This window comes from Moraxella sp. CTOTU46934 (assembly GCF_031979465.1).
Classification (GTDB): domain Bacteria; phylum Pseudomonadota; class Gammaproteobacteria; order Pseudomonadales; family Moraxellaceae; genus Faucicola; species Faucicola tetraodonis.
This window is the reverse complement of record NZ_DALZEG010000003.1, coordinates 124,888-149,065: the sequence shown is the minus strand read 5'-3', so window position 1 is coordinate 149,065 and position 24,178 is coordinate 124,888. Positions and strand designations below refer to the sequence as shown.

Annotated in this window: 16 protein-coding genes; 11 read left to right on the top strand and 5 right to left on the bottom strand. The window is 45.9% G+C overall.

Features of this window, described 5'->3' with window-relative positions; translation table 11 throughout:
* Positions 1-10: 10 nt before the first annotated feature.
* Both RTN07_RS04365 and RTN07_RS04360 read right to left on the bottom strand, forming a co-directional pair.
* A complete protein-coding gene (locus tag RTN07_RS04365) occupies positions 11-2,257 on the bottom strand; it encodes a DNA primase (RefSeq protein WP_312176081.1) in 2,247 nt (748 codons plus the stop codon).
* A gap of 87 nt (positions 2,258-2,344) precedes the next feature.
* Positions 2,345-3,427 carry an outer membrane protein assembly factor BamD gene (locus RTN07_RS04360; RefSeq protein WP_060995778.1) on the bottom strand — a complete coding sequence of 361 codons (1,083 nt, stop codon included), beginning with the start codon at positions 3,425-3,427 and terminating at the stop codon, positions 2,345-2,347.
* 175 nt (positions 3,428-3,602) lie between these two features.
* Between RTN07_RS04360 and RTN07_RS04355 the strand changes: the two genes are divergently transcribed.
* A complete protein-coding gene (locus tag RTN07_RS04355) occupies positions 3,603-4,736 on the top strand; it encodes an RluA family pseudouridine synthase (RefSeq protein ID WP_312176076.1) in 1,134 nt (377 codons plus the stop codon).
* Positions 4,737-4,762: 26 nt separating this feature from the next.
* Positions 4,763-5,110, top strand: a complete 348-nt coding sequence (locus RTN07_RS04350) for a DUF3147 family protein (RefSeq protein ID WP_159770300.1) — start codon at positions 4,763-4,765, stop codon at positions 5,108-5,110.
* Between the two features lie 11 nt (positions 5,111-5,121).
* Here the strand turns inward: RTN07_RS04350 and RTN07_RS04345 are convergent, their stop codons facing one another.
* The 3 genes from RTN07_RS04345 to RTN07_RS04335 form a co-directional block, all read right to left on the bottom strand.
* The gene (locus RTN07_RS04345; protein ID WP_312176070.1) at positions 5,122-5,937 is read right to left on the bottom strand and encodes a TIGR03915 family putative DNA repair protein; all 816 of its coding nucleotides are present in this window, start codon (positions 5,935-5,937) and stop codon (positions 5,122-5,124) included.
* Between the two features lie 84 nt (positions 5,938-6,021).
* Entirely contained in the window at positions 6,022-7,278 is a 1,257-nt protein-coding gene (locus tag RTN07_RS04340) for a putative DNA modification/repair radical SAM protein (protein WP_060995727.1), read from the bottom strand.
* Positions 7,279-7,476: 198 nt separating this feature from the next.
* Positions 7,477-8,052, bottom strand: coding sequence for a hypothetical protein (locus RTN07_RS04335; RefSeq protein WP_312176068.1), 576 nt, complete (start codon positions 8,050-8,052; stop codon positions 7,477-7,479).
* Between the two features lie 348 nt (positions 8,053-8,400).
* Here RTN07_RS04335 and RTN07_RS04330 point away from each other — a divergent pair, with 348 nt between their 5' ends.
* From RTN07_RS04330 to RTN07_RS04290, 9 genes are all read left to right on the top strand, one after another.
* A complete protein-coding gene (locus RTN07_RS04330; protein ID WP_312176065.1) occupies positions 8,401-9,597 on the top strand; it encodes an amino acid aminotransferase in 1,197 nt (398 codons plus the stop codon).
* A 277-nt stretch (positions 9,598-9,874) separates the two neighbouring features.
* The gene (locus tag RTN07_RS04325) at positions 9,875-10,657 is read left to right on the top strand and encodes a vWA domain-containing protein (RefSeq protein ID WP_312176063.1); all 783 of its coding nucleotides are present in this window, start codon (positions 9,875-9,877) and stop codon (positions 10,655-10,657) included.
* A gap of 64 nt (positions 10,658-10,721) precedes the next feature.
* Positions 10,722-12,839, top strand: a complete 2,118-nt coding sequence (locus RTN07_RS04320; RefSeq protein WP_312176060.1) for a PP2C family serine/threonine-protein phosphatase — start codon at positions 10,722-10,724, stop codon at positions 12,837-12,839.
* 3 nt (positions 12,840-12,842) lie between these two features.
* Positions 12,843-15,302 carry a hypothetical protein gene (locus tag RTN07_RS04315; protein WP_312176058.1) on the top strand — a complete coding sequence of 820 codons (2,460 nt, stop codon included), beginning with the start codon at positions 12,843-12,845 and terminating at the stop codon, positions 15,300-15,302.
* A 41-nt stretch (positions 15,303-15,343) separates the two neighbouring features.
* Positions 15,344-16,183 carry an RDD family protein gene (locus RTN07_RS04310; RefSeq protein ID WP_312176055.1) on the top strand — a complete coding sequence of 280 codons (840 nt, stop codon included), beginning with the start codon at positions 15,344-15,346 and terminating at the stop codon, positions 16,181-16,183.
* A gap of 50 nt (positions 16,184-16,233) precedes the next feature.
* A complete protein-coding gene (locus RTN07_RS04305; RefSeq protein WP_312176052.1) occupies positions 16,234-18,483 on the top strand; it encodes an FtsW/RodA/SpoVE family cell cycle protein in 2,250 nt (749 codons plus the stop codon).
* Positions 18,484-18,557: 74 nt separating this feature from the next.
* A complete protein-coding gene (locus RTN07_RS04300; protein WP_312176049.1) occupies positions 18,558-21,581 on the top strand; it encodes a penicillin-binding transpeptidase domain-containing protein in 3,024 nt (1,007 codons plus the stop codon).
* Between the two features lie 25 nt (positions 21,582-21,606).
* Positions 21,607-23,202 carry a hypothetical protein gene (locus tag RTN07_RS04295; RefSeq protein ID WP_312176046.1) on the top strand — a complete coding sequence of 532 codons (1,596 nt, stop codon included), beginning with the start codon at positions 21,607-21,609 and terminating at the stop codon, positions 23,200-23,202.
* Positions 23,203-23,257: 55 nt separating this feature from the next.
* Positions 23,258-24,175 (top strand): pseudouridine synthase, encoded by a 918-nt coding sequence (locus RTN07_RS04290; RefSeq protein WP_312176043.1) that lies wholly within the window; start codon positions 23,258-23,260, stop codon positions 24,173-24,175.
* Positions 24,176-24,178 lie beyond the last annotated feature (3 nt).

The window sequence follows — 24,178 nt, the reverse complement described above, 5'->3', positions numbered from 1 at the left end:
ACGCGATGAATTAATCCTCTTTGCGCTGTAGCCATGTCCTAAGCCAAGTTAAAATCGCTTGGTGGTGTTTGATACATAGGCTCAGCGCCTTTAAGTCTGCTTTTAGGGTTTTTTGTTGGCGCTGTAGGCTTTCTAACATCAGTTGAACCACCAACTCTGTCACCAGGTCCGAGATATCATCAATATTGCGCTGACTAAGTTCCTTAAAAAACCGTGCCCAATGTTTGATAAGTTTGTTTTGCTGCTCTGAGGTCAAGCCCGCCAGAATAAAATGTGCTTTGGCATTGATTCGATCGTAAGGTGACCAGTTTGGGTTATCAAAATCCTGCAATCTTGATTGAATGGTTTGAATCCAAGTAATCAACTTCAATAATTCTTCATCAGCAATGGCTTGCCAAGTTAGACAGCAGCTTTCATCATAGTTTTTGCAGGGCGCATTCATCGCATCCGTGAGGACATCCGTGAGGACATCCGTGATAACACCATTGATAACATCAGTGTCACCAGTTGAATTTTCGTCCAATCGAATCGGGGCGGTTGGTTTGGTAGATGGGTGTTTCGGTTTAAAAACATTAGCCGCTTCGCTGCGCTGATAAATATCGCGGATGACAGATTGGCTAATGCGGTTGTCTTCCAGACTGCCTAACAGCTCTGGTTGAAACAAAAAACACAGCTGCAGATGCAGTTGTACCGTCAATTCGCTATCAAAATTGAGCAGGGCATCTTGCGCTTGCCGTGCTTGGTTTTTTCGCCCCAATCCCATTTTGTTTTTGATGTCTTCACGCAGCAACCAGCCATAACTGCCTTTTGGCAGTTTTTGGGTCAGCGCAGAGAGTTGCTGCAAAATCTTGCTGCGGTTTTCAGGGGTATTGGTAGGATATTGACGCGTCAGACTTGAGTACAAATAGGCTGATAGGGGAACGGCTTGGGCGATTTGTTGCTGCATCGCTAACAAACCATGCGCTTTGATATAACTATCAGGATCATGATTATCTGGCAGTGTCAAAAAGTGTAATTCCTTGCCATCAGTAAGCGCAGGCAATCCCACTTCCATGGCACGCCAAGCGGCTTTTTGTCCTGCACTATCACCATCAAAACTTAAAGTAAGTATGGGATTAAATTGCAGTAATCTTTCGATTTGTGATTGCGCCAATGCTGTTCCCATAGAGGCAACTGCACCATACACGCCCGCTTGATGAAGGCTTATGACATCCATATAACCTTCAACCACCAGCCAGTCTTTGGCTTTGGCCTTGCGCCCTTCAAAAAGACCATACAACACGGCTTGTTTATGAAATACAGGTGAATCTGAAGAGTTGATATACTTGGGCTGCTCATCATCAGATAGGGTGCGACCGGCAAAGCCGATCACCCGGCCTTGTTGGTCGCGGATGGGGAAAATCACCCGATTGCGCAGCAAATCAAAATCACGGCCATTTTGCGAAGTGCGCACCAATCCCAAGATTTTTAAACCTTCGATGTCTTGGGGGAAGGCTTCTTCAAGATGTTGCCAACCGTTTGGGGCAAAACCCAAGGCAAATTCTTCGATAGTGTGCGGCGTCAGTCCACGTTTGAGCAAATAATGTTGGGCAAAGCTATTTTGCTGTAATTGATTTTGATAAAACTGGCAGATTTGGGTGAGTAAGTCGTATAAACTTGATGAACTATCCTGCGGGCTGTTATTTCCCATGTCATCAAAGGGTGAAAATCCGCCAACGCTTGCGTCATCATACTCGCCAAAAGGGATAAAGCTCGTATCTAAGTTATCAGACGTTTGAAAATCATCAAAAGCGTCTATCCATAAAGCCTCTGCATCGTCAATAGACGGACGCTCGGCAACATCTGAGTCAGAGAGGGCTTGAGCGGGACTTTGAGCTAGATTTTGATGAGAGGATGCCCTTGCTTGCGATACAGCAGGTTTGGGTGCAACGGGTGTTTTTTTATAAGTATGTGATTTGTTGACAGGTTCTTTGGGCAGTTCAATCCCCGTTTGACGGGACAATTCTTTGAGCGCTTCACCCGCGGTGAGGTTTTCGTACTCTTTTAAAAAGGTGAGCGCATTGCCGGCGACACCACAGCCAAAACAGTTATATAGCCCCTTTTGCGGATTGACAAAAAATGAGGGCGTTTTTTCTCCATGAAAAGGGCAACAGCCTTTGAATTCATTGCCCGAACGTTTGAGCTCCACATGCTTGCCAATAATCTTGACGATATCGGCATTAGCAATGATTTGATCAATGATGGCATTGTTACTCATGGTAAAAAGCGCATTTCCAGTTAAAAATTAGCTGATTGAAAAAAAATAGCTAGGATAAACCTAGCTAATGTTAACAGGGTTTATAGATTATTTGACTTGACTGGTATTGTCAGGTGGCAGACCCAAACCAATTGTAGTCTCACGTGGTCTTGTCGGTGTTTCATCATTTGCCGTGGTAGCCGGACTTGGCAGGCGCATTGCCGCAGCTTGCTGAATTGAGGTCTGAATCACTTGCGGCTTGGTGTTGCCTGAGTATTGCCCCGACTGCTGGGCTAGCCCTTGAACAGCAGCATTTTGTGAACTTTGACCGAGCACGCCCAATGTGGCTTTATTTAACCAGTTTGAACCGGTACGGGTATTATCAAGTTTGACGTTGCCACGCGCATCAATCAGACCAGGATAGTTGATACGAAGTAGTTGTTTATATTGATTGGCGGTATCGGTCATTCCCAGTTTGTCATAGCTATAGGCGATGGTAGCAATAGACTCTGGAATCGCTTCGCTTTGTGGGTAGTACTGAAACACCCATTTAGCACGGTTGGCGGCTGCCACATAGGCTTTGCGTTTAATATACCAGCGCGCTACATCCATCTCACTTTCTGACAATTGGTTATAAATATAACGCATACGTAGCGCAGCGTCTGGGGCATAGGCACTATTGGGGAAGCGATTAATCAGTTGCTGAAAGTTATTAAACGCAATGCGCGAATAGCCCATATCACGGTGTGCAGGATTAAGCTTGGTGTACTTCATCACGCCGCCTGAGGCTGCCTGCATATTTGAGATGCCGCGAACATAGTAAGCATAGTCAACTTGCGGGTTGGATGGGTAAGACTGGATAAAACGATCAGCACTGGCAATCGCATCCAAATAGTCACCATGTTGGTACTGCGCATACATCAAGTCAAGTAACGCTTGCTCGCTGTAATCACCCACAGGATAGAAAGTCCGCAAATCGTTCAACTGGCTAATCGCTTTAGCAAGGTTGCCTTTTTTGATGTTGTCAGACGCTGCTTGGTAGTAGCCTTGCTCGCTTTTTTCAGCTTTAGTCGCGACGACTTCGTCTTTGCCACCAAACAATTTTGAATTTTTCAGCGTTTGACAGCCAGATAAAGTGGTCAAAGCCAGAGTAATTGCGGTGACACCCACAACTTTGGAAAGATGATGCATACGAACCTCAAATCTATTGCAAAAATATTTGCCCATCATAATACTTATTGTTCAAAACTGAATGCAAAATATTGTATTAAAAATTTCACTAAGTCTATCACGAAACGTTATACTTTGTGACCTATCCGCGCATATTAATTTTGCAAACCCCCTATACCCTAAGTCTGAACTGTTTATGACCACGCCAATCGCCTCACATCCGAGCAACTTAAATCCAATCGACGCAAACATTGAATCTATGACTGAATCTATGAATCAAAACAATACCAATCAACTCGAAGAAGAATGGGAAAGCCTGTCACAACCACACCCAAGTACTCAAAACCTGCAGACCCACGACGCTGGCAGTCATCACATTGTCCAAAATTATACAGTCAACTCTGAGCAAATAGGGGAGCGCATTGATAAAATTGCTGCCTTGGTGTTTAGCGATTATTCGCGTGAGCAAATCAAAAACTGGCTTGAGTCAGGCGAACTAACCGTAAACGGCGCAGCGCAAAAACCCAAATATCGCCTTAAGCCCAACGATGTGCTGATGCTTAAAGCGAGTTTGACCGCTCAACAGCAAGATTTGCCCGAGAATATCCCACTTGATATCTTGTATGAAGATGAGGCGGTGCTAGTCATCAATAAGCCCGTAGGTTTGGTCGTCCATCCTGGCGCAGGCAATGGGTCGGGTACGCTAGTCAACGCGCTGCTTTTTCATTATCCTGACAGCCGCACGCTACCTAGAGCAGGATTGGTACATCGCATCGATAAAGAAACATCGGGCTTAATGGTGATTGCAAAAGACAGTCAAAGCCAGCTGCATCTAATTAATCAGCTTAAAGACAAATCCGTGTACCGGCTTTACCAAGCGATTGTGTTAGCGTCCGCGTCTGAGCTTGCCCGCCATCGCACCATTGATGCCCCCATTGGTCGACATCCCACCCAGCGCACCAAAATGGCGGTGGTGGGTAGTGGCAAACCCGCTGTCACCCATCTTGAGAAAATCACGGCGATAAGCGACGCTGTCTCATTGGTCAGCGTGCGACTGGAAACAGGGCGTACCCACCAAATCCGTGTGCACTTATCAAATTTGGGTTTTCCGTTGCTCGGAGATCCGCTATATGGCGCTGCTCGTAAAAATGCAATATTGTTAAAAACCTTGGATGACGACCAAAAACATGTCGTACAACAGTTCCAGCGCCAAGCGCTACATGCGTATGAGCTTGGCTTTATCCATCCAAAAACAGGCGAGCCTATTAAAGTGCAAGCGCCATTACCCGATGATATGCAACAGCTACTTGAACATTTACAGTCAATATAAAGACAAAGACACGGTAGATATATCACATGAATATCTGGTTTAAATATGCCATCACTGCATTAATGGTGGTATTGGTTTCAGAGTTTGCAAAACGCAGTGACAAGCTAGGAGGATTTATAGCCGCGTTGCCATTGGTGACGATTTTGACCTTGGTTTGGCTGTATCTTGAACATCAATCCACCGAAAAAATCGCCAATCACGCCTATTACACATTTTGGTATGTGATACCCACCTTGCCGATGTTTTTAATTTTTCCATATTTGCTGCCAAAAGTTGGTTTTTGGGCGGATTTGGGCATTTGTATCGTAGTGACGGTTATGATCTTTTGGTTATTGGCCAGAATACTAAGCAACTTTGGTATTCAATTATTGTAGAAAAGCCAAAATTAGACCATTTTTTCCGTTAAATATTTCCAATAGCGTTTTGGCAAATACTGAATATGCAGCTTGCGATTCAACCGCTCCTTGATGGTCACGTGGGTAAAATATTTTTGCCAAAGCGTTTGATATTGTTGTTCTGCCTCGCTATAAAACTGCTGCGGATGCAGTAGCGCTTCATCATCTACCTCACAGATGATATGGACTTGTTCGCTGGGATCATCGTGAGCATAATAAATACCAAACCCGCGTTTGACATCATATATCGCCCAAGTCTGATCGGCATAGCGTTCTTTAAAATGCTGATGCAAAATGGGTAATACATTAAAATCAGGCTCAACACGCGCAAAGTATACCGATTTGTCGGCGTCTGGCATTTGCATTTGTTCAAATCGCACAAACGCCTGCATACGGTGGCGCTCACGCCCGACCATTTTGATAAGCTTGCTCACTGCCATCACATCCGCATGGGTATAATTCTCCCACACATCAAGGTTGGGATTGGACAGTTGAAACCGTACCACCCCAAACAGATGACTATACACGGTAGGCGATTCTGATAAAAAGCCCCACAGCAGTTGCCGCATACCGTTTTTGCCAAAGACGCGCGCTAATTTATCACTCACCCGTAAAGTTTTGGCTTCATCGGTCGCGACGGTGACAGTGTCTTGCCAAAAATTGGGCACCACTTCATGCTCGGCTTGAATGGTCACAATCGGGGTGTGCTGCCAACCGTTCTCATAAATGGTGAACACACACGTGAGCCAGCCTTCAAAGCTGCCATCAAAGATTAAAATGGGGGTCTCAGCCGTCACTAAATCCATAAAAGATTGACCTTTTGCACAGTGGACTTTAAAACCTTAATTTTAAAAGATTGATTTTAAAAAATTAATTCTAAAATAATAATGCTAAAACAACGCCAATTGACCATGCCGTTCGGCTTTGAATTTGGTTTGGGTCTGCGCCAGTACATAATCGCGAAAGTTATCCTGGGTTAAATGACTTAAATGCTCATTGCGACCTTTGAGTGCGATAAAGTATTTGGCACGGTTCACGGCAGCGCCCATTTGCTTGAGATGTTCGAGTGTCAAAGTCGAAAATTTTCGTGCTTGAACAATTTTTTTGGCGGTTCGGGTGCCAATACCAGGAATACGCACAATCATTTTATAGGGCGCGGTCTGGATATTGACGGGGAAATGTGACTTATTACGAATCGCCCAAGCCAATTTGGGGTCACAGTCCAAATCCAAAAATGGATGGTCATCGGGCAGAATTTCTTCTGCTTCAAATCCATAAAAACGCATTAACCAATCCGCTTGGTACAAGCGATTTTCTCGCACCATCGGCACAGGGGTACCCATAGCGGGCAAGCGATTGTCACTGAGCATAGGCACATACCCTGAATAGTACACCCGTTTTAGGTCGTATTCTTGATAAAAATGGCTCGATAAACGGATGATTTGTAAGTCGGTCTCTTGCGCTGCGCCCACAATCAACTGGGTACTTTGACCTGCTGGGGTAAATTTTGGGGTATGTTTGTGTTGTTTTTTACTGTCTTTAAACACCACGATTTGTTCTTGCACCACTTTCATTGGGGCTTTCATATCGTCATGGTTTTTTTCAGGTGCGAGCAATGCCAAGCCTGATTTGGTGGGGATTTCCATATTGACGCTTAAGCGATCGGCATACAATCCTGCTTCCTGCATCAGCTCAGCAGACGCACCCGGAATGGTTTTTAGATGAATATAGCCATTGAATTTGTGCGCAAGGCGCAAGGTTTTGGCGACACGAACCAATCGCTCCATGGTGTAGTCGGGCGATTTAAAAATCCCTGAGCTTAAAAACAAGCCTTCAATATAGTTGCGCCGATAAAACTGCATGGTCAAATCAACCACTTCTTCGACAGTAAAAGCTGCGCGCGGCGTATCGTGACTGCGCCTTGAGGTGCAATACGCGCAATCGTAGATACAATGATTGGTAAACAATATTTTTAAAAGGGAAACACAGCGGCCATCTTCGGTATAGCTATGACAAATACCTGAGTTAGCCGTGCCGAGTCCTTTGTTATGATTGTCACGTTTACTGCCACTCGATGAACAGGAAACATCATATTTGGCAGCATCGGCTAAGATGGATAATTTGTCTTGCAATCTTTCATAATTCATCGCGTAAACCTTGCATATCTCATATATCAGCGGATAAAAACATAAAAAATAGGTTGCAAAATTAAACTTAAGATGAGTATTTTACCTTATCAGCGGCTAAAAATACGGTTAAAAAAAAGCAAGACGACAACATGTGACGTCTTGCTTTTGGTAGATTAACTAATTAGTGACTACAAATTACAAATTACGAATTACGAATTACGGATTAACGATAATAGCCGGTGCGGTCGTCACAGGCACGGTGGTTATTGTCGATACCGCAGGCGATGATGCCGGTAGCAATACGGGGGTTGTCGTGGTAGTAGACACAACAGTGGCAGGTTTTGACACGGTTACTGTCGCGCCTGAGCCAGTTTGTACCGTCACTGGGGTGGCAGTATTGACATTCGATGTCGACACTACAGTCGTGCTAGGCAGTGTGGTAATAGGCGCTGTTGTTAATACAGGGGCTGTGGTAGTGACGACAGGCGTAGAGGTAGATGTAGAGACAGTGCGATAAGTCGGCGTGGTGACAATTTGTGTTGGATAAAATGGCATACCGTCAACGATGGTAAATCCATTGGGGCGAACCATCACCGTATCGCTAGTGCCATCGCTATGTTGATTGACAATTGTTGTGGTTTTTGGTGCGATGCGTGTCGTCGTTACCGTTGTCGTTTTCTTAGCGGCGGCTTTAACGGTACGCGCATTACTGGGGGTTGACACGGCACTCATGGCAATCAACGCAACTGTCGCGGCAACGATTTGGGATTTTTTTATAGCAGTCATCATCATGTTGTGTTTCCTCAAAAATACACACGGAATTGTTAAAATTATTATGCGCATATTGTTGATAGAAATATAAGTTATAAATGTAAATAACACGCAAAATTTGCAATTTATTCGATAGCTGCTGTGAAAAAATGTAACTGCATGGGTAGGTTAACTCATCAAATGGGATACTTTGATAGGCTTAAAACTTTGTCAAGTAAAGCGCTTAGACAAGCAAAAAAATAGGCGTGACGGTTGTTTTATTGGGTTACAAGGTTTATCCTTATCCGTTGACATTGAATATTTGGGCAATGCCACGTTAGCGTAAATTTTTTAGCAGTCAAACTTATCAATTAAATGTAGGAGCTATTCATGTTTTCACATGTAGAACCGTATGCGGGTGACCCGATTTTGGGGTTGATGGACAAGCATAAACAAGACCCACGTGCCGACAAAGTTAATTTGGGTGTGGGTGTATATTTTGATAATGACGGTAAATTACCCGTCCTCAACTGTGTGCAAAAAGCTGAAGCACAAATCGCTAATCCACCAAAACCACGTCCCTATCTGCCAATGGACGGTCTGCCAGGTTATCGCGCCGCTTGCCAAAACCTATTGTTTGGTAAAGACGCACAAGTATTAAAAGACAAACGTGCGGCAACCACAGCAACCATCGGTGGTTCAGGCGCGCTCAAAGTCGGGGCTGATTTTATTCATGCTTGGTTTCCACAAGCCAAATGCTATGTGTCTGACCCAACGTGGGCGAACCATATTGGTATCTTTGAAGGTTCTGGTTTTGCGGTGGGCAAATATCCCTACTATGATGCAGCGACCAATGGCATCAAATTTGATGAACTGATTGCCTTTTTAAACACCTTGCAAGCCCATGATGTGGTGTTGCTGCATCCCTGTTGTCATAACCCAACGGGCGTTGACTTGACCCAAGCGCAATGGGATAAAGTGCTTGAAGTGGTAAAAGCGAAAAACTTGCTTGCCTTTATGGATATTGCCTATCAAGGCTTTGGTGAAGACATGGATGCAGATGTCTATGCGATTCGCAAAGCAGTGGACATGGGCTTGTTGTTCTTTGTCAGTAACTCATTCTCAAAAAATCTATCACTGTATGGTGAACGCGTTGGCGGTTTATCTGTGGTGTGTAAAGACGAAGCACAAGCCAAAGCGGTACAAGGTCAATTGCAGTTCAATATCCGCCGCATTTACTCAAGCCCACCTTCGCATGGCGGTCACGTGGTTGATATCGTGATGAATGACGAAGCGTTATTCAATGAATGGGTACAAGAAGTGTATGTGATGCGCGATCGCATCAAAGAAATGCGCCAAAAACTGCGTGACAGCTTAGAGGCCAAATTACCCGGTCGCAGTTTTGAATATATCACCAAGCAAAACGGTATGTTTAGCTATACCGGTCTCACTCCTGAGCAAGTAGCGCGCATTATCAAAGATTTTGGTATCTATATGGTCGCTAATGGCCGTATCTCGGTTGCCGGTCTAAACGCTAGCAATATCGACTATGTAGCCAATGCCATGGCAGAAGTGTTAAAAGACTAAGCTTATTAGATAAGCCTGTTAAAAAACTAAGATAATTAAACAATCAAAACCCTTAACCGCGTGTTAGGGGTTTTTTATGACGTATGGCTTACGATTTATAAGTGATGGTTTATGACTTATGATTAACCGGGCGGGGAGTATTTAAGCCCGTTTTGGTAAGATTGTAGAAATATTTTTGACTGTTATTAATTAAATCCCCACAAAAAACCTTGCTTTTCGTATCGGCTTTTGCTGAGATACCGATTACAATAATTTTAATAAAAATAGGATATCTTTTATGGTCGCACACAATCCCATGCCCAATTTTCAAACCGCAACTGATTCTACGCCGCCATCCATCCCGCAAGCCCTCACCCCCCAGTTTCGAGAAATCGATTACGGCAATAACGTTGCCCAGCGTACCTTGTGCGTTTTGGTGTTGGATTTGTCAGGCTCAATGGCGATACGCTCAGGCAATGGCGACAAACGCCGTATCGATATGCTTAATGAAGGGATTGAGGCGTTTTATCATGATTTGATGAAAGATGAAACAGCCCGCAACCGTGTGCGTTTAGCCATTGTCATTGTGGGCGGGGTCAATGATACCGCAGAGCTGATGATGGACTGGACGGATGCGATTGATTTTTTTCCGATTAAATTTCGTGAAAATGGCATGACGCCGCTCGGGCAAGGTATGTTACTTGCGCTCAATTTGATTGAGCAAGAGCGTATCAATCTACGCGACAACGGTATCAATTATACCCGTCCTTGGGTTATTGCCATGACGGATGGTCTGCCCACCGATAGCCAAGATGTGTGGCAGGCGGCTATCAATCAATGTCACCAAGCCGAGCAAAATAATCAATGTATTATTTATCCGATTGCCATTGATGCAGGCGTGCAAGAAGTTAAGATGCTCAAGCAACTGTCGATTTTAACCCCGCCCGTGCATCTCAACTCCGTTAAATTTGTCGAATTTTTTGTGTGGTTGTCCGCGAGTCTTAAGACCGTGTCACAATCTGCGCCTGGGGAAACCGTGCAATTAGGGAGCATCTCACCGTGGGCGACCATTCAAAGTTGATGGCAAAGATAATCACCTTCAACGCTCATAATAATAAAAAACCTAAAAAAAATTGGGGATAATGATGAACCAAACCACGGATTTGTTCGCGCAATCATCAGTCCAACCATCTTGGCAAGTGTATGGCGCATCCAGTATTGGTAAATCCCATATCGACAGCAACCTGCCCAATCAAGACAGTATCTATTTGCAAAAAACCCAAGACGGTATAGCGGCTGTGGTATGTGATGGGGCAGGCTCGGCAAAATTTAGCCAAGCGGGGGCAGCGTTTTTTAGTCAATCGATTGGAAAAATGCTGCTCAGTCTCAATGTTAGTCGCAGTGTCAGTCACAGCGGTATTGCGCTTGATTTAGGACAACTTACACAGCAAATTATCGAGCAATTATCACAAATACGCCTCGACCTGCAGTCGCAGCTGCCCGCTGAATCAAGCCTAAGAGATTATCACACTACCTTTACTGGGCTACTCATCCATTCCAATCATCAAGCACTATTGGTGCAAATCGGCGATAGTCCCCTCATCACCAGCCAATTTGTTGTCCGCCATCCTCACATTGATTATTTTACCAACTTGCAAGTGTACGGGGACGATAGCAAGAATGAATACGTCAATGAGACGCATTTTATCACCCAAGACAATTGGCAATCCTTCTTACGGGTTGAGCCCATTGATTTATCGCAAGTGGATTGCCTTGCACTGATGTCGGATGGCTGTGCGGACTTGGTATTTGAAGGCGCAAGTGTTACGCCCAAAATTTACCGCCCTTTTTTTGGCAACTTGCTGTTTAATTTAACCCAAAGTCAAAGCTCACAGCAGGGCAGCGCGATTATTGAACAGGCGCTTGGCAACCCTGCGACCTATCGATTAACCGGTGATGATAAATCCTTGGTGGTGTTATTAAAAAATCAACAGCATTATCAAAACCTTGAACCGATGGTTGAGGGGCAAAATGAAACCCTAGCGAATGAATCCCTAGAAAATGACACTATAGCGACTGCACCAAACAACCCCACGGTTTGGCATACCGATGCTGTCAATCATAAAAACACCCGCGCCACTAGCACGCCAGATGATATAGCCTTTAATAACATAAGCTCCAGTAACATCAATAACATAGCGCCTAACCCAAATCCGCAAGCCAGTGGTGTACATACTGCTCCTGCAACGCCAGCGGCTACAACGTCGCAGGTGTTGCCCCCTTCACAGTCCGTCAGTGACTCAACCAGACAGCGGCGTAATACCGCTATGATGGCTGGCGCAGCGATGCTCATTGGCACCGGTGTATTGGGCTGGGTAAATAAAGATCGATTGCTGCCCACGCAAACTGTCAACAATGCCAATACTGCGGCATCGGTGGCGAGCACAACGCCCACCTCGGCTATAACGCCCCCACTGACCGCGCACGCACTGGGTGATTCCTATGCCATTGACTTGAGCAAAGCCGCAGCGGTTACCGATAGTGGCAATCCCATTGATGATCCCATCCTAAAGGTGATAGTAGCCAGCCCGCAAGGTCAGTCTATCGATGTCATCGAGCAAAACTCCAAACGAACAAGCAGCGCTAAAACTAAAAACGACACTAAAAACGAAAACAAAAATGGTGTGAATCAGCCATTGTTATCCGCCACTATTACCACGGTGGTCGCTAATAAAAACCCATCGGCTGCAACGGTTGCCAGTGGCGCAGCGAGTACAGCGTTGCAAAACCAACATACCGATGCTGCTTTGGCGGCTACTTTGAGCGACTCACAATTTAACAATCATGCTGTCAAACTTGCCGCTAAAGCAAGCTGCTTGCCAGTTACCGATACCCATGATTTGACAAGTTTGGGTGTCACCATCCAGCCCACCATGAATTACTACAACTGCCAAATTAGCTTGCCTATCAAATCGATGATAAGCCAAATAGCTGGGTTAAGCAAAAATACGGAAATCTTGGATAGTCTGACGCTCGATAAAGGGTTAGCAGAAATTTTAACTAGCTCTACCAGCCATACAGCAGCTACCGCCTCATCGGTTACGGGTACGGGTTTGCCTGCTAGCACGGTCAGCGATTCTAGCGGCAATCAGCAAATACAGCTATACTATTTGGGTATTACTGAGCCAGTAAATCATATGAGTGCTACTGCTAGCACTGAGTTAGCCGCTTTACCCACCTCATCTGCCCATCTGAAGAGATAGTCCATGCCGTATTTAATTGCAAACAATCAGCGTATCACCATTGATTTGCCTATCTCTCATGAGATCGGCTCGGGCGGTATGGGCATTGTCTACCGTCTTGGTAATCTGTTTGGCACGGGCAATTTGGTGGCAAAAATCTTTAAAAATCCCACCGATCCCAAAAACCCCAGCCTTGCCAAACTACAAGCCATGATGGCGCGCCCGCCTGAGCATATTTATGAAGTGATTAATGGGGTAGGGTATACCCAGTTTGCTTGGGTGAGACATCTGATTGTCGGCGAGCATGATGAGCTCATTGGCTATGCCATGCCAGAGCTGGATTTTGATAGGTCGTTATCGCTCAATCCTTTTATGTACCCACGAGAGGCGGCAAAACTGACCGCGTATCAGCAGAGTCTCAATTATCGTGTACAGCTGTGTGCCAATATTAGCGCCCTGATGGCGGACTTACATGGTCATGGGCATGCCTTTATTGATTTTAAAGAAGCCAATATGCGCCTGATGCCAGAGCCAAGCACGGGCATGGATGATGATTATAAAGGCTTTATCGTTGGGTTTATCGACTGTGATAGCTATCGTATTACTGCCAGTGATGGCAGCGTTTATCCAAGCCCTGTAATCTCACCTGAAATGACCAGTCCTGAATATCATGAACACAAAGATATTGGTTTGTTGGATGAAAAACACGACCGTTTTGTACTGGCGATTGAGCTGTTTAAAATTTTAAACAATGGTATTCATCCATTTTATTTTATCCCTGTGTCAGACCGATTAAAAAATGCTGCTCATCGCAACACCGACCAATTTATCAAAGAGCGGCTATATGCTTACGGCTTGCAGCCACAGCCAGAGATTGCACCGCTAAAAAACAGCATTCATGTGTGTTGGGATGACCAAACCCGTGCGATGTTTGATAAAGCGTTTTTATCCATCCATCCAACTGATCGCCCAAGCGCTGCCGAGTGGGAAAACCATCTACGCGGATTGGTTCACCACCGCCAGTTTAAAGTGTGTGAAAATTATCCCAATGACGCCAGCCACATTCATTTTGTCGGTAAACCCTGTCATCGCTGTCTGTTTTTAACCGTACCCAATAACCCGTTAACCACGCCCGTCACGCCTGCATCCGCAATCAGCGCCGCAGCGACTACCAGCGTCTGGCAGACCACGCCCACCCGTGCTTCTGTAGCGTCCACTGCCGAAAATCCCCCAAATCATCGGCCAAGCGCGGCTTTGACCGGTTTGATGGATGATGAGACATTGGCAAATAATCGTCGGCTTGAGCAATCGCTCAATACTCAGGCTAACAGTCACAGGGGCACACCGATCCAGCCCATCAATGTAGTCAATGCAGTCGATGACGCGACCCAAACAACGGCGACTCATTCAATGGCGATGCCAGACACAATGGCAGATACGATGACAGCACCCACTTCGCCACCGCATACCACTGCCACCGGTGAGGTATCTGTCAAAAAGCCCTCTAAAGGGTGGCTGATAGCGATGATTGCTGCCCTAGTGGCAATCGGTGGCTATGGCGTATCAAGGTTAAAATCCGCCTCAACACCCACAACATCTCAATCAGCCACTAACAATCAGTCCAATAATGCCCAAGCGGCAAGCACCGATGATAATCCACAAAAAAAACCAAAAAGCCAAAATAGCTACAGCACCATCATCAAATCGCTGCCAACAGCAAAAGCCACTATGACGCAAGCGCTTAAAGCGCAAAATGGGTTTTTTTCTTCCTCGTCGCAAACTAGCGTAGCCAAGCTGTATCAAGACACGCTCGGTATTAGCCCTGAGTTTTTTGATAACGTAGTCAAGGTGGGTGAGTTTGCCGAGCCATCGCTCAAACAGCTGCAAGAGCTTGGTTACAGCCAAGATATCAATGCGACAAAGCAATACTCGCTTGAAGCCTTTCGCAACGCGGATATGGGCTATTTTAAACAGCAGCCCACGAATAAAACGCTCGCCAAACAACTCAATGAAGCGGCAAAAAGCTATTACTGGCGCAAAAAAGACCCAAAAGCCGCCGTTTATCTTCAAGCGCAAGCAGTCAAATACAATCCCAACCAAGGCGAATATGCCGCCAATTTCGCTTATTATTTATTTAAAAATAACTATCCTTATAGCAAATCTTTTTTGCTTTATGCGCTACAAACGCCGCGTGATAGCAGCAAATACCCCAATACTTATATGATTGAATTGGCAGCGGCAATGGCACTGCAAGCGAGTGATGACAAAGGCGCGGTGGGGTCGTTATTGGCACAGTTTTATACCACGGACGATCAACAAAAACGTTGCCAAAACATGTTAAATTATCCGCAAACCTATCCAGAACTAGTACCCATCGCCGAGAAAGTGTTAGCCATTATCGACCAGCAAAACAGCAGCGGCGCCAATCCTGTGCCCGCTGAGTGTTTGCCGCCATATAACTGGGTCGTTGGATCGTCAAATTAGTTTATCAAATTGAAAATATGAAAATGGGGTAGTAAACATCTATGATTATTGTCTGCCAACAATGTGGTCAAAAATTACCAAAAACTGCGGTTATGTGCCCAAATTGTGGCAGTCGTGAGTTTGTGCAACAATCTGATAATCATACTCAGCCGCAGCCAGAACATTCTACTTGGCAAAGTTATACGCCAAATCCATCTGCAGGCAATTATCAACCGACCGATATGCCAGCTGCTCAGCCGAGTCAACCCATGCAGCAACCTGCTCAACCAATTTATGCACAGCCTAACTATGAACAGCCTAACTATGAACAGCCTGATATTGCTCAGCTGTCAAATCCACCCGCACAACCCACTGACTATGCAAATCCTTATGTCGCTCCCGCAGTACAGCCACAGCAACCTAGCCAATACCCAACGCCAGCAGTCAATCAGCTGCCTTCGACCGCGCTGCAGACTCGTAAGCCGGCTTATACCATGCTGTATGCAGGTTTTGTGCGCCGCGCATTGGCTTATCTGTTTGATTTAGCGTTAGTCAGTTTATTATTGGGATTGGCTTATCAATTATTGTTGCCGCAGATTTTACCGCAGCTTGGCATTCGTGGGTTTACCGATCAAACGCTTGCCTTGATAGCGTATGGATTTTATTTGTTTTATATGACGTTATTGACCTGTTTGGGACGACAAGCAACGGTGGGCAAGGTGATTATGGGTATGTGGGTGTTTGGTATGCAGGGTCAACGGGTTAATTTTTTCCATGCGTTAATCCGCGAAACCTTAAAGCTTATCTTATTGCCATTTGGTTTTTTGATGTGGTTTACCGCCCGTAAACAAACGCTGCATGATTTAATCGCACGCACGGTGGTGTTGTATGACCCCAATTAATTTTTAAACATGGATAGCAATAAAAAAAGTTAATCAATTTGGAAAACCCCATGCTAAACATAGTGAGTCGTACAAAAGCCAGCAAAAAACCCAACGCCAAAGCGCAAACGTTGAGCGAAATCATGATTTTAGCGGTGGTATGGCTCCTGTTAATTGGGGCGTTTTTACTGGCAGATTACGCCCATTCGCCCAAACTGCAGCGTTATCAACTTGAACTCACCAGCTATACTGAAGGCATCGCCAAACCGCAACTGCTCAGCAAATATTGTGGCGACAACGTTATTACTAATCTGTATGACAACCGTAATGACCCCAATTATGGCATGACTCAAGCCTGTGCCCAAGCCAGTCAGCCCACACAATTAATGAGTGAGGCGAAGCAACATTTTGCCAAAACCCAACAAGCCTTAGCGGCCGCATGGCAAGTCCAAGGCAAACAGCAACGCCAAACCGAGCTGGTTGAGAATGAAACCGAAGTGAATTTGGGTGGCGATAAACTCAGCAATCGCCAAGATTGGCTACACCTTAACGCTAGTGGGCAACTCGATAGTTTAGACAACCTAATGGCGGTAAAAACCGATAAATTATCCCCTGCCGACCAAGCCAATTTTGCGGTGTCATTGCTTGCAGTCGCCGATGGCAATCGACGTTTTGCCTACAATCGCTTGTTTAGCAATCAGCCTGCTATTGCCAAACTGTTAAATCAATCAGCAAATGATGTTGCCAGTATCTATGACGCCAATAACAACCAACAAAAAGCCCTGCAAGCGAACAATTTACTGCCGTTAATTGGCACGCCCACCCATTGGGGAATGCTCGCTCAAGTGTTTATTTGGTCATGGGTGACATGGGGCTTGCTATGGCTGTCGCGGCGTAAGCATTGGCTGGAAGTGCTGCCAATAGCCATCACTGTGTGGGGATTGGTCATTGCGGGTGTTAGCCATACGGTGATATTGCCGATGATGGTGGGGGGCGTACTGTTTTGCGTCGGCGTGCTACTGAGTGTGTTAACGATTTTTTCACCCATGCGTCGGATGATGGAAAAATTCCCTGATAATCGGGAAATACAGTCATCAGTATGGATTTATCCATTATTTGTGGGTTTTACCACCTTTGGCTTGATGATTTTATTTGACTTAAGCACCCGTAGTTATTTGTCACTGCGTTATATTTTTCTCAATCATTTCAAAGATTTGTTTTGGTGTTTTGTGTTTATTAGCCTGGCTCGCCCGATTAGTAGTTTGCTCAGTTGGGGGCTTAAAACGATGGTCGCCAATAACTTACTACACAGCAGTTGGGGCAATGTTAAATCGGCAATGACTAAAGCCCGTGTCTGGCTGCTTGCCTTTGCGGTGGGCTATCTGGGCTTGGCAGTGTTGATTCACAGTGACAGTGCGAAAGTCGCTGAACTGTCAAAAATTTGGCTGATGGTGTTTTTGGGCGTGTTTTTGGCGATTAACCAACGCGGTTTGATTAATCATCTGTTCTTTCGCTCCAAAAAAATGACCCTGCTGCTTGCTTTCGCGGTGGTGTTGCCGTTTATTGCACTGGGTATTGCCAATGAAAAAGGCACCATGTTGGTATTTTTGTTTTTGTTTACCTTTTTGGTGGGCGTGGCGCTATCCAACAAAATTTTCCAAATGGGCGGTCGGGGTTATATTTTGGGCGTGTTGTCGAGTACCGCGATTTTGCTTTTGCTGATGATGGTATTGGTGAATTTAAGCGGGTTTGATGCGCGTACTGCCGAGCGGGTCAATGCGTGGGTCAATCCGTTTGTGGCGAGCAACGATCAGATGGCGATTTTGCATTGGTTTCGCGATAGTGTGCCGATGATTGGCTATGGGTTTGGCGATATTCCGTGGTGTGGTTATCACTTAACAAACAGCCATTTATCGGGCTGTCAGGGCGTGCCGCTACAGATGCAAAGTGACTATACCATTACTTCCGTGATGGCAGTGGTGGGTATCGGGGCCAGTGTGGTGCTGATGATGGTGTATTTTGCGTGGCTTGCGCTCATTGCCCGTCAGCAGATGGCGTTTGCCAGTGAGCAGATGAAATCACGGCTGTTGTCGGGCGGTTATTTTTTGCTGGCGTGGGTGATTTTGCTGTGGGTGGTGATTACAGTGTTTCAGGCACTTGTCACCATTTCGGGGAATTTAGGAATTTTACCGCTCACGGGGGTGACGTTGCCTTTTTTAAGTTATGGCACCAGTAATTTATGGCTCAATAGTATTATGCTCAGTTTGGCGCTGTTTCAGCCAAAGTTGATGTTGGACGGCAATAAACCGTATGCTCAATAACTTATCCAATCGTAGAAACATCAAACGTAGAAACGTCAAATTTTAGTAAGGCTTGCAAAAATTAAAGGTTCAAAATGACCGAAAACCAAACCCCGAAAGACGAAAACAGTCAAGAAACTATGAACAGTGGCAAGTTAGAAACTGTCAACAACACAGGTTCTGACACGCTGTCACAGGACGAAAATGTCGCTGATTCAGTAGATGTTGAACAAATAACCACGCCTGCCAATGCCTCCGACAATACGCAAGCAAGTGAAACAAAAAATACTAACAAAAAAATCAAAAACGATGGCAAAGTTGCCAGTTTTCGGGTTTCTCAAGCGCTTTACAAAACCATTTTGACCAACTTACAAGTGATTTTGGTGGTATTTGTTGTCGGTCTCATCGGTTGGCTGGCGTGGTATCTCTCGCCCTTAACCGCCTCAAATACCACGTACAATGCAGAGGCGAATGAAAACGCCGTGTCACTTGTCGTCGATAATCTGGGTATGGCAGACGTGGTCAGCCAAGCCAATAGCCAAACTGCTAATACCCAAAGTGCAAACGCTAATCTATCAAGTTCGGTCAACGCCACACCTGCCAAAACGTGCGATTTAACTCAGCCCAAAAACCAAGCCCGTTTTACCGACAGTATCAACCGAGTCAATCAAAGTCTGCTCAGCTTGTATCAGCAAAAACGTCTAGCCAACCAATACCAACTGCAAACTGCCAGCCTTTGGCAACAAGCCTGTGAGCAACATATCAACGAAGACGCGTTAGCCTTTGCGCTAAGAACGCTTGCCAGCCCTGAGCGATTGTTGCAGCTACAATGGCGAGAACAACAGCCCAATCGCCGCAACCAAAACGACCCCAATGTCGCCCATATGCCAATCAATTGGCTCACCCAAACCAACCCTTGGTATGGGCTACCGGGCTGTGTGTATATCAAAACCGCCAAAACGGCGGACAATCAAACAGGCTACCTGTATGTCGATAATCGTGGCAATACCATGACTGACACAGGTGACGTTGACCCATTAACCCAGCTTTGTAATAACCCTAGATTGATTCCGGTGTCGGTCAAATCCTTGTTGGCTAAATCATTGACAGGAGCGGTGGCTTTACCCAATGCCCAAGCGGCTGACCCAAATAATGCGTTTACTAAAACCAAAAACGATATTCAAAACCAAGCCAATGGCGTGCTGCAAACCCTCCAAGACAAACCCACGCAAGACCCGAAAAAACGGATTGCCTCCACCAGCAAAACTGAGGTTGCTTTACCGACCAATCTAGGGTTGATGTATAGCGAATTGTCCAACATTCACGCCAGCCATTTTGACCGTCAGTTATTGGACGCTTATCAAAGCTACCAACAAAAAAATGATCAACGCAGCTGGTGGCAAAAACTCACGGCACCGCCAATCAATAGTATCAATGTCGATGGCTCGGATATCAAAATCGGCTATAACATGGCGTTAACCCTAGATCCCGCCGTACAGACCACCGCCCAGCAAGTAGCGGATTGTGTCACCAATAACCCCAATGCCGCGGACTGTAATAGCGTGCTGTCGCCTGCGTTGCAAAACGTCGCGGATGGCATGTATGAGAACGCCTTGGTACGCAGTATCGGTATCGCGGTGATTGATGTCAAAACCCAAGGCGTGCTTGCCCTTGCTAGCGCTGACTCTAACTGCTACCGTGCCGATAATGGCGATACCACGATTAAGCCCACAGGTTGCCCGATACTGTGGAAAAAAGACTGGAGCAAGCAAAACCTGATGAACCATGCGTTATACCAAACCGTGTACCCAGGTTCGACCGTTAAAACCGTACAAGCATTGGCACTGGTACGCGCCAATCCACGGTTTAAAAATATGCAAACCCCTGAAGCGCAATATCTCAAACAAGTGATGGCAAGCTCATCTACCGAAAAAGTGGCGAATTTTTTATATTGTCAACGCACGACCAGTGAGATGTCATTGCAACGTGACCGACAAGGCGTTTGCCAAGGTATGCCCGCCTTTAAAAAAGCCAGTGATGACATGGGCTGGAGTGTGAATTGCGCGGATAAAGGGGGAGTGAATTGCGGATTTAAAGATTTATTGTTTGGTAAAGCCTATAATAGCGAACCGATGCTACAAAGCCGCTATTTTTCAGGTGTACTGCTAACCGATGGCAAGCAAGATTACACCACCAAACAATTGCAATTTACCGAAAGCCAAGTGGCAAGCTGTGTCAAAGCCAATGGTGGACGTATGAACGGGGCGTGTCGTCAAGGGGGCGATATGCTCAATGCCAGCATGAACCAAGTGTTTGGCGCAGGTAATGCCAAAACCTCGGTACTGGGTGTGTCGGATATGTTTGCCAATCTGCTGATTGCCGATAATGGCGCGACCCAGCGTCGCGGCGTGCATTTGATTGAGGATTTGTGGGGCGTCAATCAAATTCCGCTGCGTCCTAAAGCCTGGCGAGGCGATGCCCAAAGTCAAGAAACATTGACCACAGCTACCAGCCAACTCGGCGCCATGCCACTGGGTATCAACCAATCGGACGCCCGTGGTGCGCTCAATTTATTATCAGGTACGCTGCTAGCAGGCACAGGTTTGGGCGGCGGCAACGGCACAGCTTTTGCTGCCTGTAACCAAGCGATTGGTAGCTGTGCATGGACACAGGGCGTGATAGTGGGCAAAACAGGCACGCCCGGCTTTAACTATCCAACCCGCCAAAACGGTCGCAGCTTTTATACCCCCAATGTCACCGCCAGTATGGTGGCAAATCTGTGTAACAATGCGGACATTCGCGCAGGCAAAACTCAGCCATCGGTGGCGTGTTATGCTCGTCCGTATAAATGGTTTGTCTATGGGCTAAAAGACAAAAATGGCAAATGGGATAAAGCGGTAGCGGTATTGGTTGAGCGTAACTGGACTAAAAATGGCTTGGTCGATGACCCCCGTGATGGCATTAATCGAGCGGTACAGGCAGGCATGATATTAGCCAAACAGATGTATCAAAGCTCAGCGATTAGCCATCCTGCCAGCGCCAACCCACTGGCTGATTCAGTGGCTAGTCCAGTGACTGATACTACGCAAGCTGTTAAAAAAACACAAACCCATCAATAAAAAATTTCACCATTAAGAGTAAATTATGGCTTACATCACCACCAATCACCGGTTTATCATTGACGACAAACACCCAAGCGATGTGTTTGATGAAATGGAAAATTTCTTTAGCCTATACACCACCGCCATTGATGACTTACAGCGAGTGAGCGTTCAGCTCTCGGTGCCGACGAGTTTTGATATCACTGCCAATAAGAAAATGGCAGAAAGCTACCGACAATTTACCCAATCGCTCAAATACACCATGCCTGATATTCATATCTTGCCGATTAAAAGCCATGCCGCCCAAACAGCGGATGACGACGACATAGCCAGCCAAGCAGATAATTCGGTCATTTTGCTGATTCAACGGCTTGACGGCTATGCGCTAGATGACGAAGACGAAAACCCCAGTCTATATAGAAGTGTGTTAGGGCGACTGATTCCACGTTTTGCTGAAGAAAAATCCGAGGTGGGATTCTACCCTGAACGCGCACCAATCACCTTGCCTGAGCCTATCGGGCAACCAGCGCCTTCAGCCCCGATACCGGTAGCGCCGCAGCATCCAACCCAACCTGTTTCGCCACAACCGCAGCCTGCTCAAGCGTATCAAACGCCTGTGCAACAGGTTACCATGCCGAACCAGCAATCAGCCATACCGCCTTCAAACCCCAATCTGGTGCCTGCAGTTGCGCCGATGCAGCCGCCGATGGTGAATACTGAGCCTGCACCACATAAGCCACAACCTACGAGGGTGCAAGCGCCAATTCAAACGCCAACAGCTGCGCCCAAACCGATGGTAACTGTATTGCCAAACATCCAAAAATCCGCCAAGCCGTATCAAGATTTATTGACCGATGCGATTATGACAGCGGCGAAACAATGGGTGGATAAATCCCAAGTGATTACTCAAATCACCTTAAAATCCAATGATGGGCTGACAACCGCGATGGTGGAGCAGTTATTTAGCAGTTTTAATCATGCCCATGAACCCACCCATACCCCGCATGATGCCATTGATTTGGTATCTTACGGTTATGAAGTATTAAAACCCAAGCTTGCCACAATTGGGGTGACTTTGTCCGACGAAGCGCAATTTGGGTTAAAAGCCAAAGTGCAAGCCAAGCCAACTGATATCGCACGTTTGCAAAAAGGTGAGGTATTTAGCAATGAGATTAAACTGGGTGTTAAATTCATGGCTCAGGCACAGAATCAGCCAAACTCAAATCATCATATCGTAACAAGCCCGCCCTTTAGTACTGCTAGTACTGCGCCACGCCAAGCGCAAAGCAAACTGCCACAGTTGAACCAAAATCTACAGCAGATTGTTTTGACCATAAAATCTGTGGATGGGCTAGGGGAGCGCCAACAAAAAGTACGCGAGTTTCCGATTGTGTTTGCCAGTCGCGAGGCGCAAATCGCGCATGCCTTACGTCTATTTGCAGCCAATGACTTAAAGCTTGCCAGCGGCGTGTATTTTGCGATTGTCGAATCTCAAGGACAGCTGCTGATTGATGAGATTGACCCCAATATCAACATTACCCGAAACGGTCAACCCATCAACCGACATGATGTTTTGCTGCCCAATGATGTGTTAAGCATTAATCAAGCGATAACTGTGCAGTTATTGTTAGCCCAATAAATGGGCGTAAAATAAAAAAAGTGATAAAGTGGTTTTTTAACATGATAGATTTAACATGATACAGCGTGGCATGAAACCCAGTAAGTTATATTTACCCCATGATAAGTCGTTTATGGGTGGGCGGCTTATCGATTATTTGGCAGCGCATTTTTCTCATATTAGTTTGGCAAACTGGCAACGACGGTTTGACAGCGGTTTAATTAGCCTTGAGCGTGGTGAGCCGCTCAAACACGATTCGCCCTATTTGGCAGGGCAAACCATCTTGTACTATAGGCAGGTTGAAAATGAGCCTATCATTCCATTTGAGCCCAATATTCTTCATTTGGATGAACATCTGCTGGTGGTCGATAAACCGCATTTTTTACCCGTCACACCGTCAGGTCACTATGTCAGCCAAACCCTACTAGCCAAATTAAGAAATCATCCAGACTTACAGCAGTTAGCCGTGAATGATATTTCACCCTTGCATCGGTTGGATAAGGACACGGCAGGCGTGATGTTATTATCGGTCAATCCAAGTAGCCGCGCTTACTATCATGCGCTGTTTGCCGATAGACACATACACAAAACTTACCACGCCATAGCACCGACTCGTAGCGATTTATGTTATCCCTTTCACATCCATTCCAGACTTGAGCGTGGTGAGCCGTTTTTTTTGACCAAGACGGCCCAAGGTGAGCCCAATGCGCACACTATGATTGAATTGATTGAAAATAACGGGGCGTTTAGCTTATACCGATTAACCCCGGTGACAGGCAAAAAACACCAATTGCGAGTGCATATGGCAAGTTTAGGTATGCCGCTGTTACATGACAATTTTTATCCCACTGTTAATACTGTCAAGCCCCAAGGCAGTAGCGATTTTACAAAGCCTTTGCAACTGTTGGCAAAATCCATCGCGTTTATTGACCCTATCACCCAGCAAGCAAGGCGTTTTGATAGCCAGCTACGACTGATAAAAAAATCTAACTGATTG

Bases quoted from the DNA above. Each gene is read 5' to 3' on its own strand.
- RTN07_RS04300 (WP_312176049.1), top strand. From the start codon at position 18,558: ATGACCGAAAACCAAACCCCGAAAGACGAAAACAGTCAAGAAACTATG.
- RTN07_RS04325 (WP_312176063.1), top strand. From the start codon at position 9,875: ATGGTCGCACACAATCCCATGCCCAATTTTCAAACCGCAACTGATTCT.
- RTN07_RS04365 (WP_312176081.1), bottom strand. From the start codon at position 2,257: ATGAGTAACAATGCCATCATTGATCAAATCATTGCTAATGCCGATATC.
- RTN07_RS04340 (WP_060995727.1), bottom strand. From the start codon at position 7,278: ATGAATTATGAAAGATTGCAAGACAAATTATCCATCTTAGCCGATGCT.
- RTN07_RS04290 (WP_312176043.1), top strand. From the start codon at position 23,258: ATGATACAGCGTGGCATGAAACCCAGTAAGTTATATTTACCCCATGAT.
- RTN07_RS04330 (WP_312176065.1), top strand. From the start codon at position 8,401: ATGTTTTCACATGTAGAACCGTATGCGGGTGACCCGATTTTGGGGTTG.
- RTN07_RS04335 (WP_312176068.1), bottom strand. From the start codon at position 8,052: ATGATGATGACTGCTATAAAAAAATCCCAAATCGTTGCCGCGACAGTT.
- RTN07_RS04295 (WP_312176046.1), top strand. From the start codon at position 21,607: ATGGCTTACATCACCACCAATCACCGGTTTATCATTGACGACAAACAC.
- RTN07_RS04320 (WP_312176060.1), top strand. From the start codon at position 10,722: ATGAACCAAACCACGGATTTGTTCGCGCAATCATCAGTCCAACCATCT.
- RTN07_RS04310 (WP_312176055.1), top strand. From the start codon at position 15,344: ATGATTATTGTCTGCCAACAATGTGGTCAAAAATTACCAAAAACTGCG.
- RTN07_RS04315 (WP_312176058.1), top strand. From the start codon at position 12,843: ATGCCGTATTTAATTGCAAACAATCAGCGTATCACCATTGATTTGCCT.
- RTN07_RS04350 (WP_159770300.1), top strand. From the start codon at position 4,763: ATGAATATCTGGTTTAAATATGCCATCACTGCATTAATGGTGGTATTG.
- RTN07_RS04355 (WP_312176076.1), top strand. From the start codon at position 3,603: ATGACCACGCCAATCGCCTCACATCCGAGCAACTTAAATCCAATCGAC.
- RTN07_RS04305 (WP_312176052.1), top strand. From the start codon at position 16,234: ATGCTAAACATAGTGAGTCGTACAAAAGCCAGCAAAAAACCCAACGCC.
- RTN07_RS04345 (WP_312176070.1), bottom strand. From the start codon at position 5,937: ATGGATTTAGTGACGGCTGAGACCCCCATTTTAATCTTTGATGGCAGC.
- RTN07_RS04360 (WP_060995778.1), bottom strand. From the start codon at position 3,427: ATGCATCATCTTTCCAAAGTTGTGGGTGTCACCGCAATTACTCTGGCT.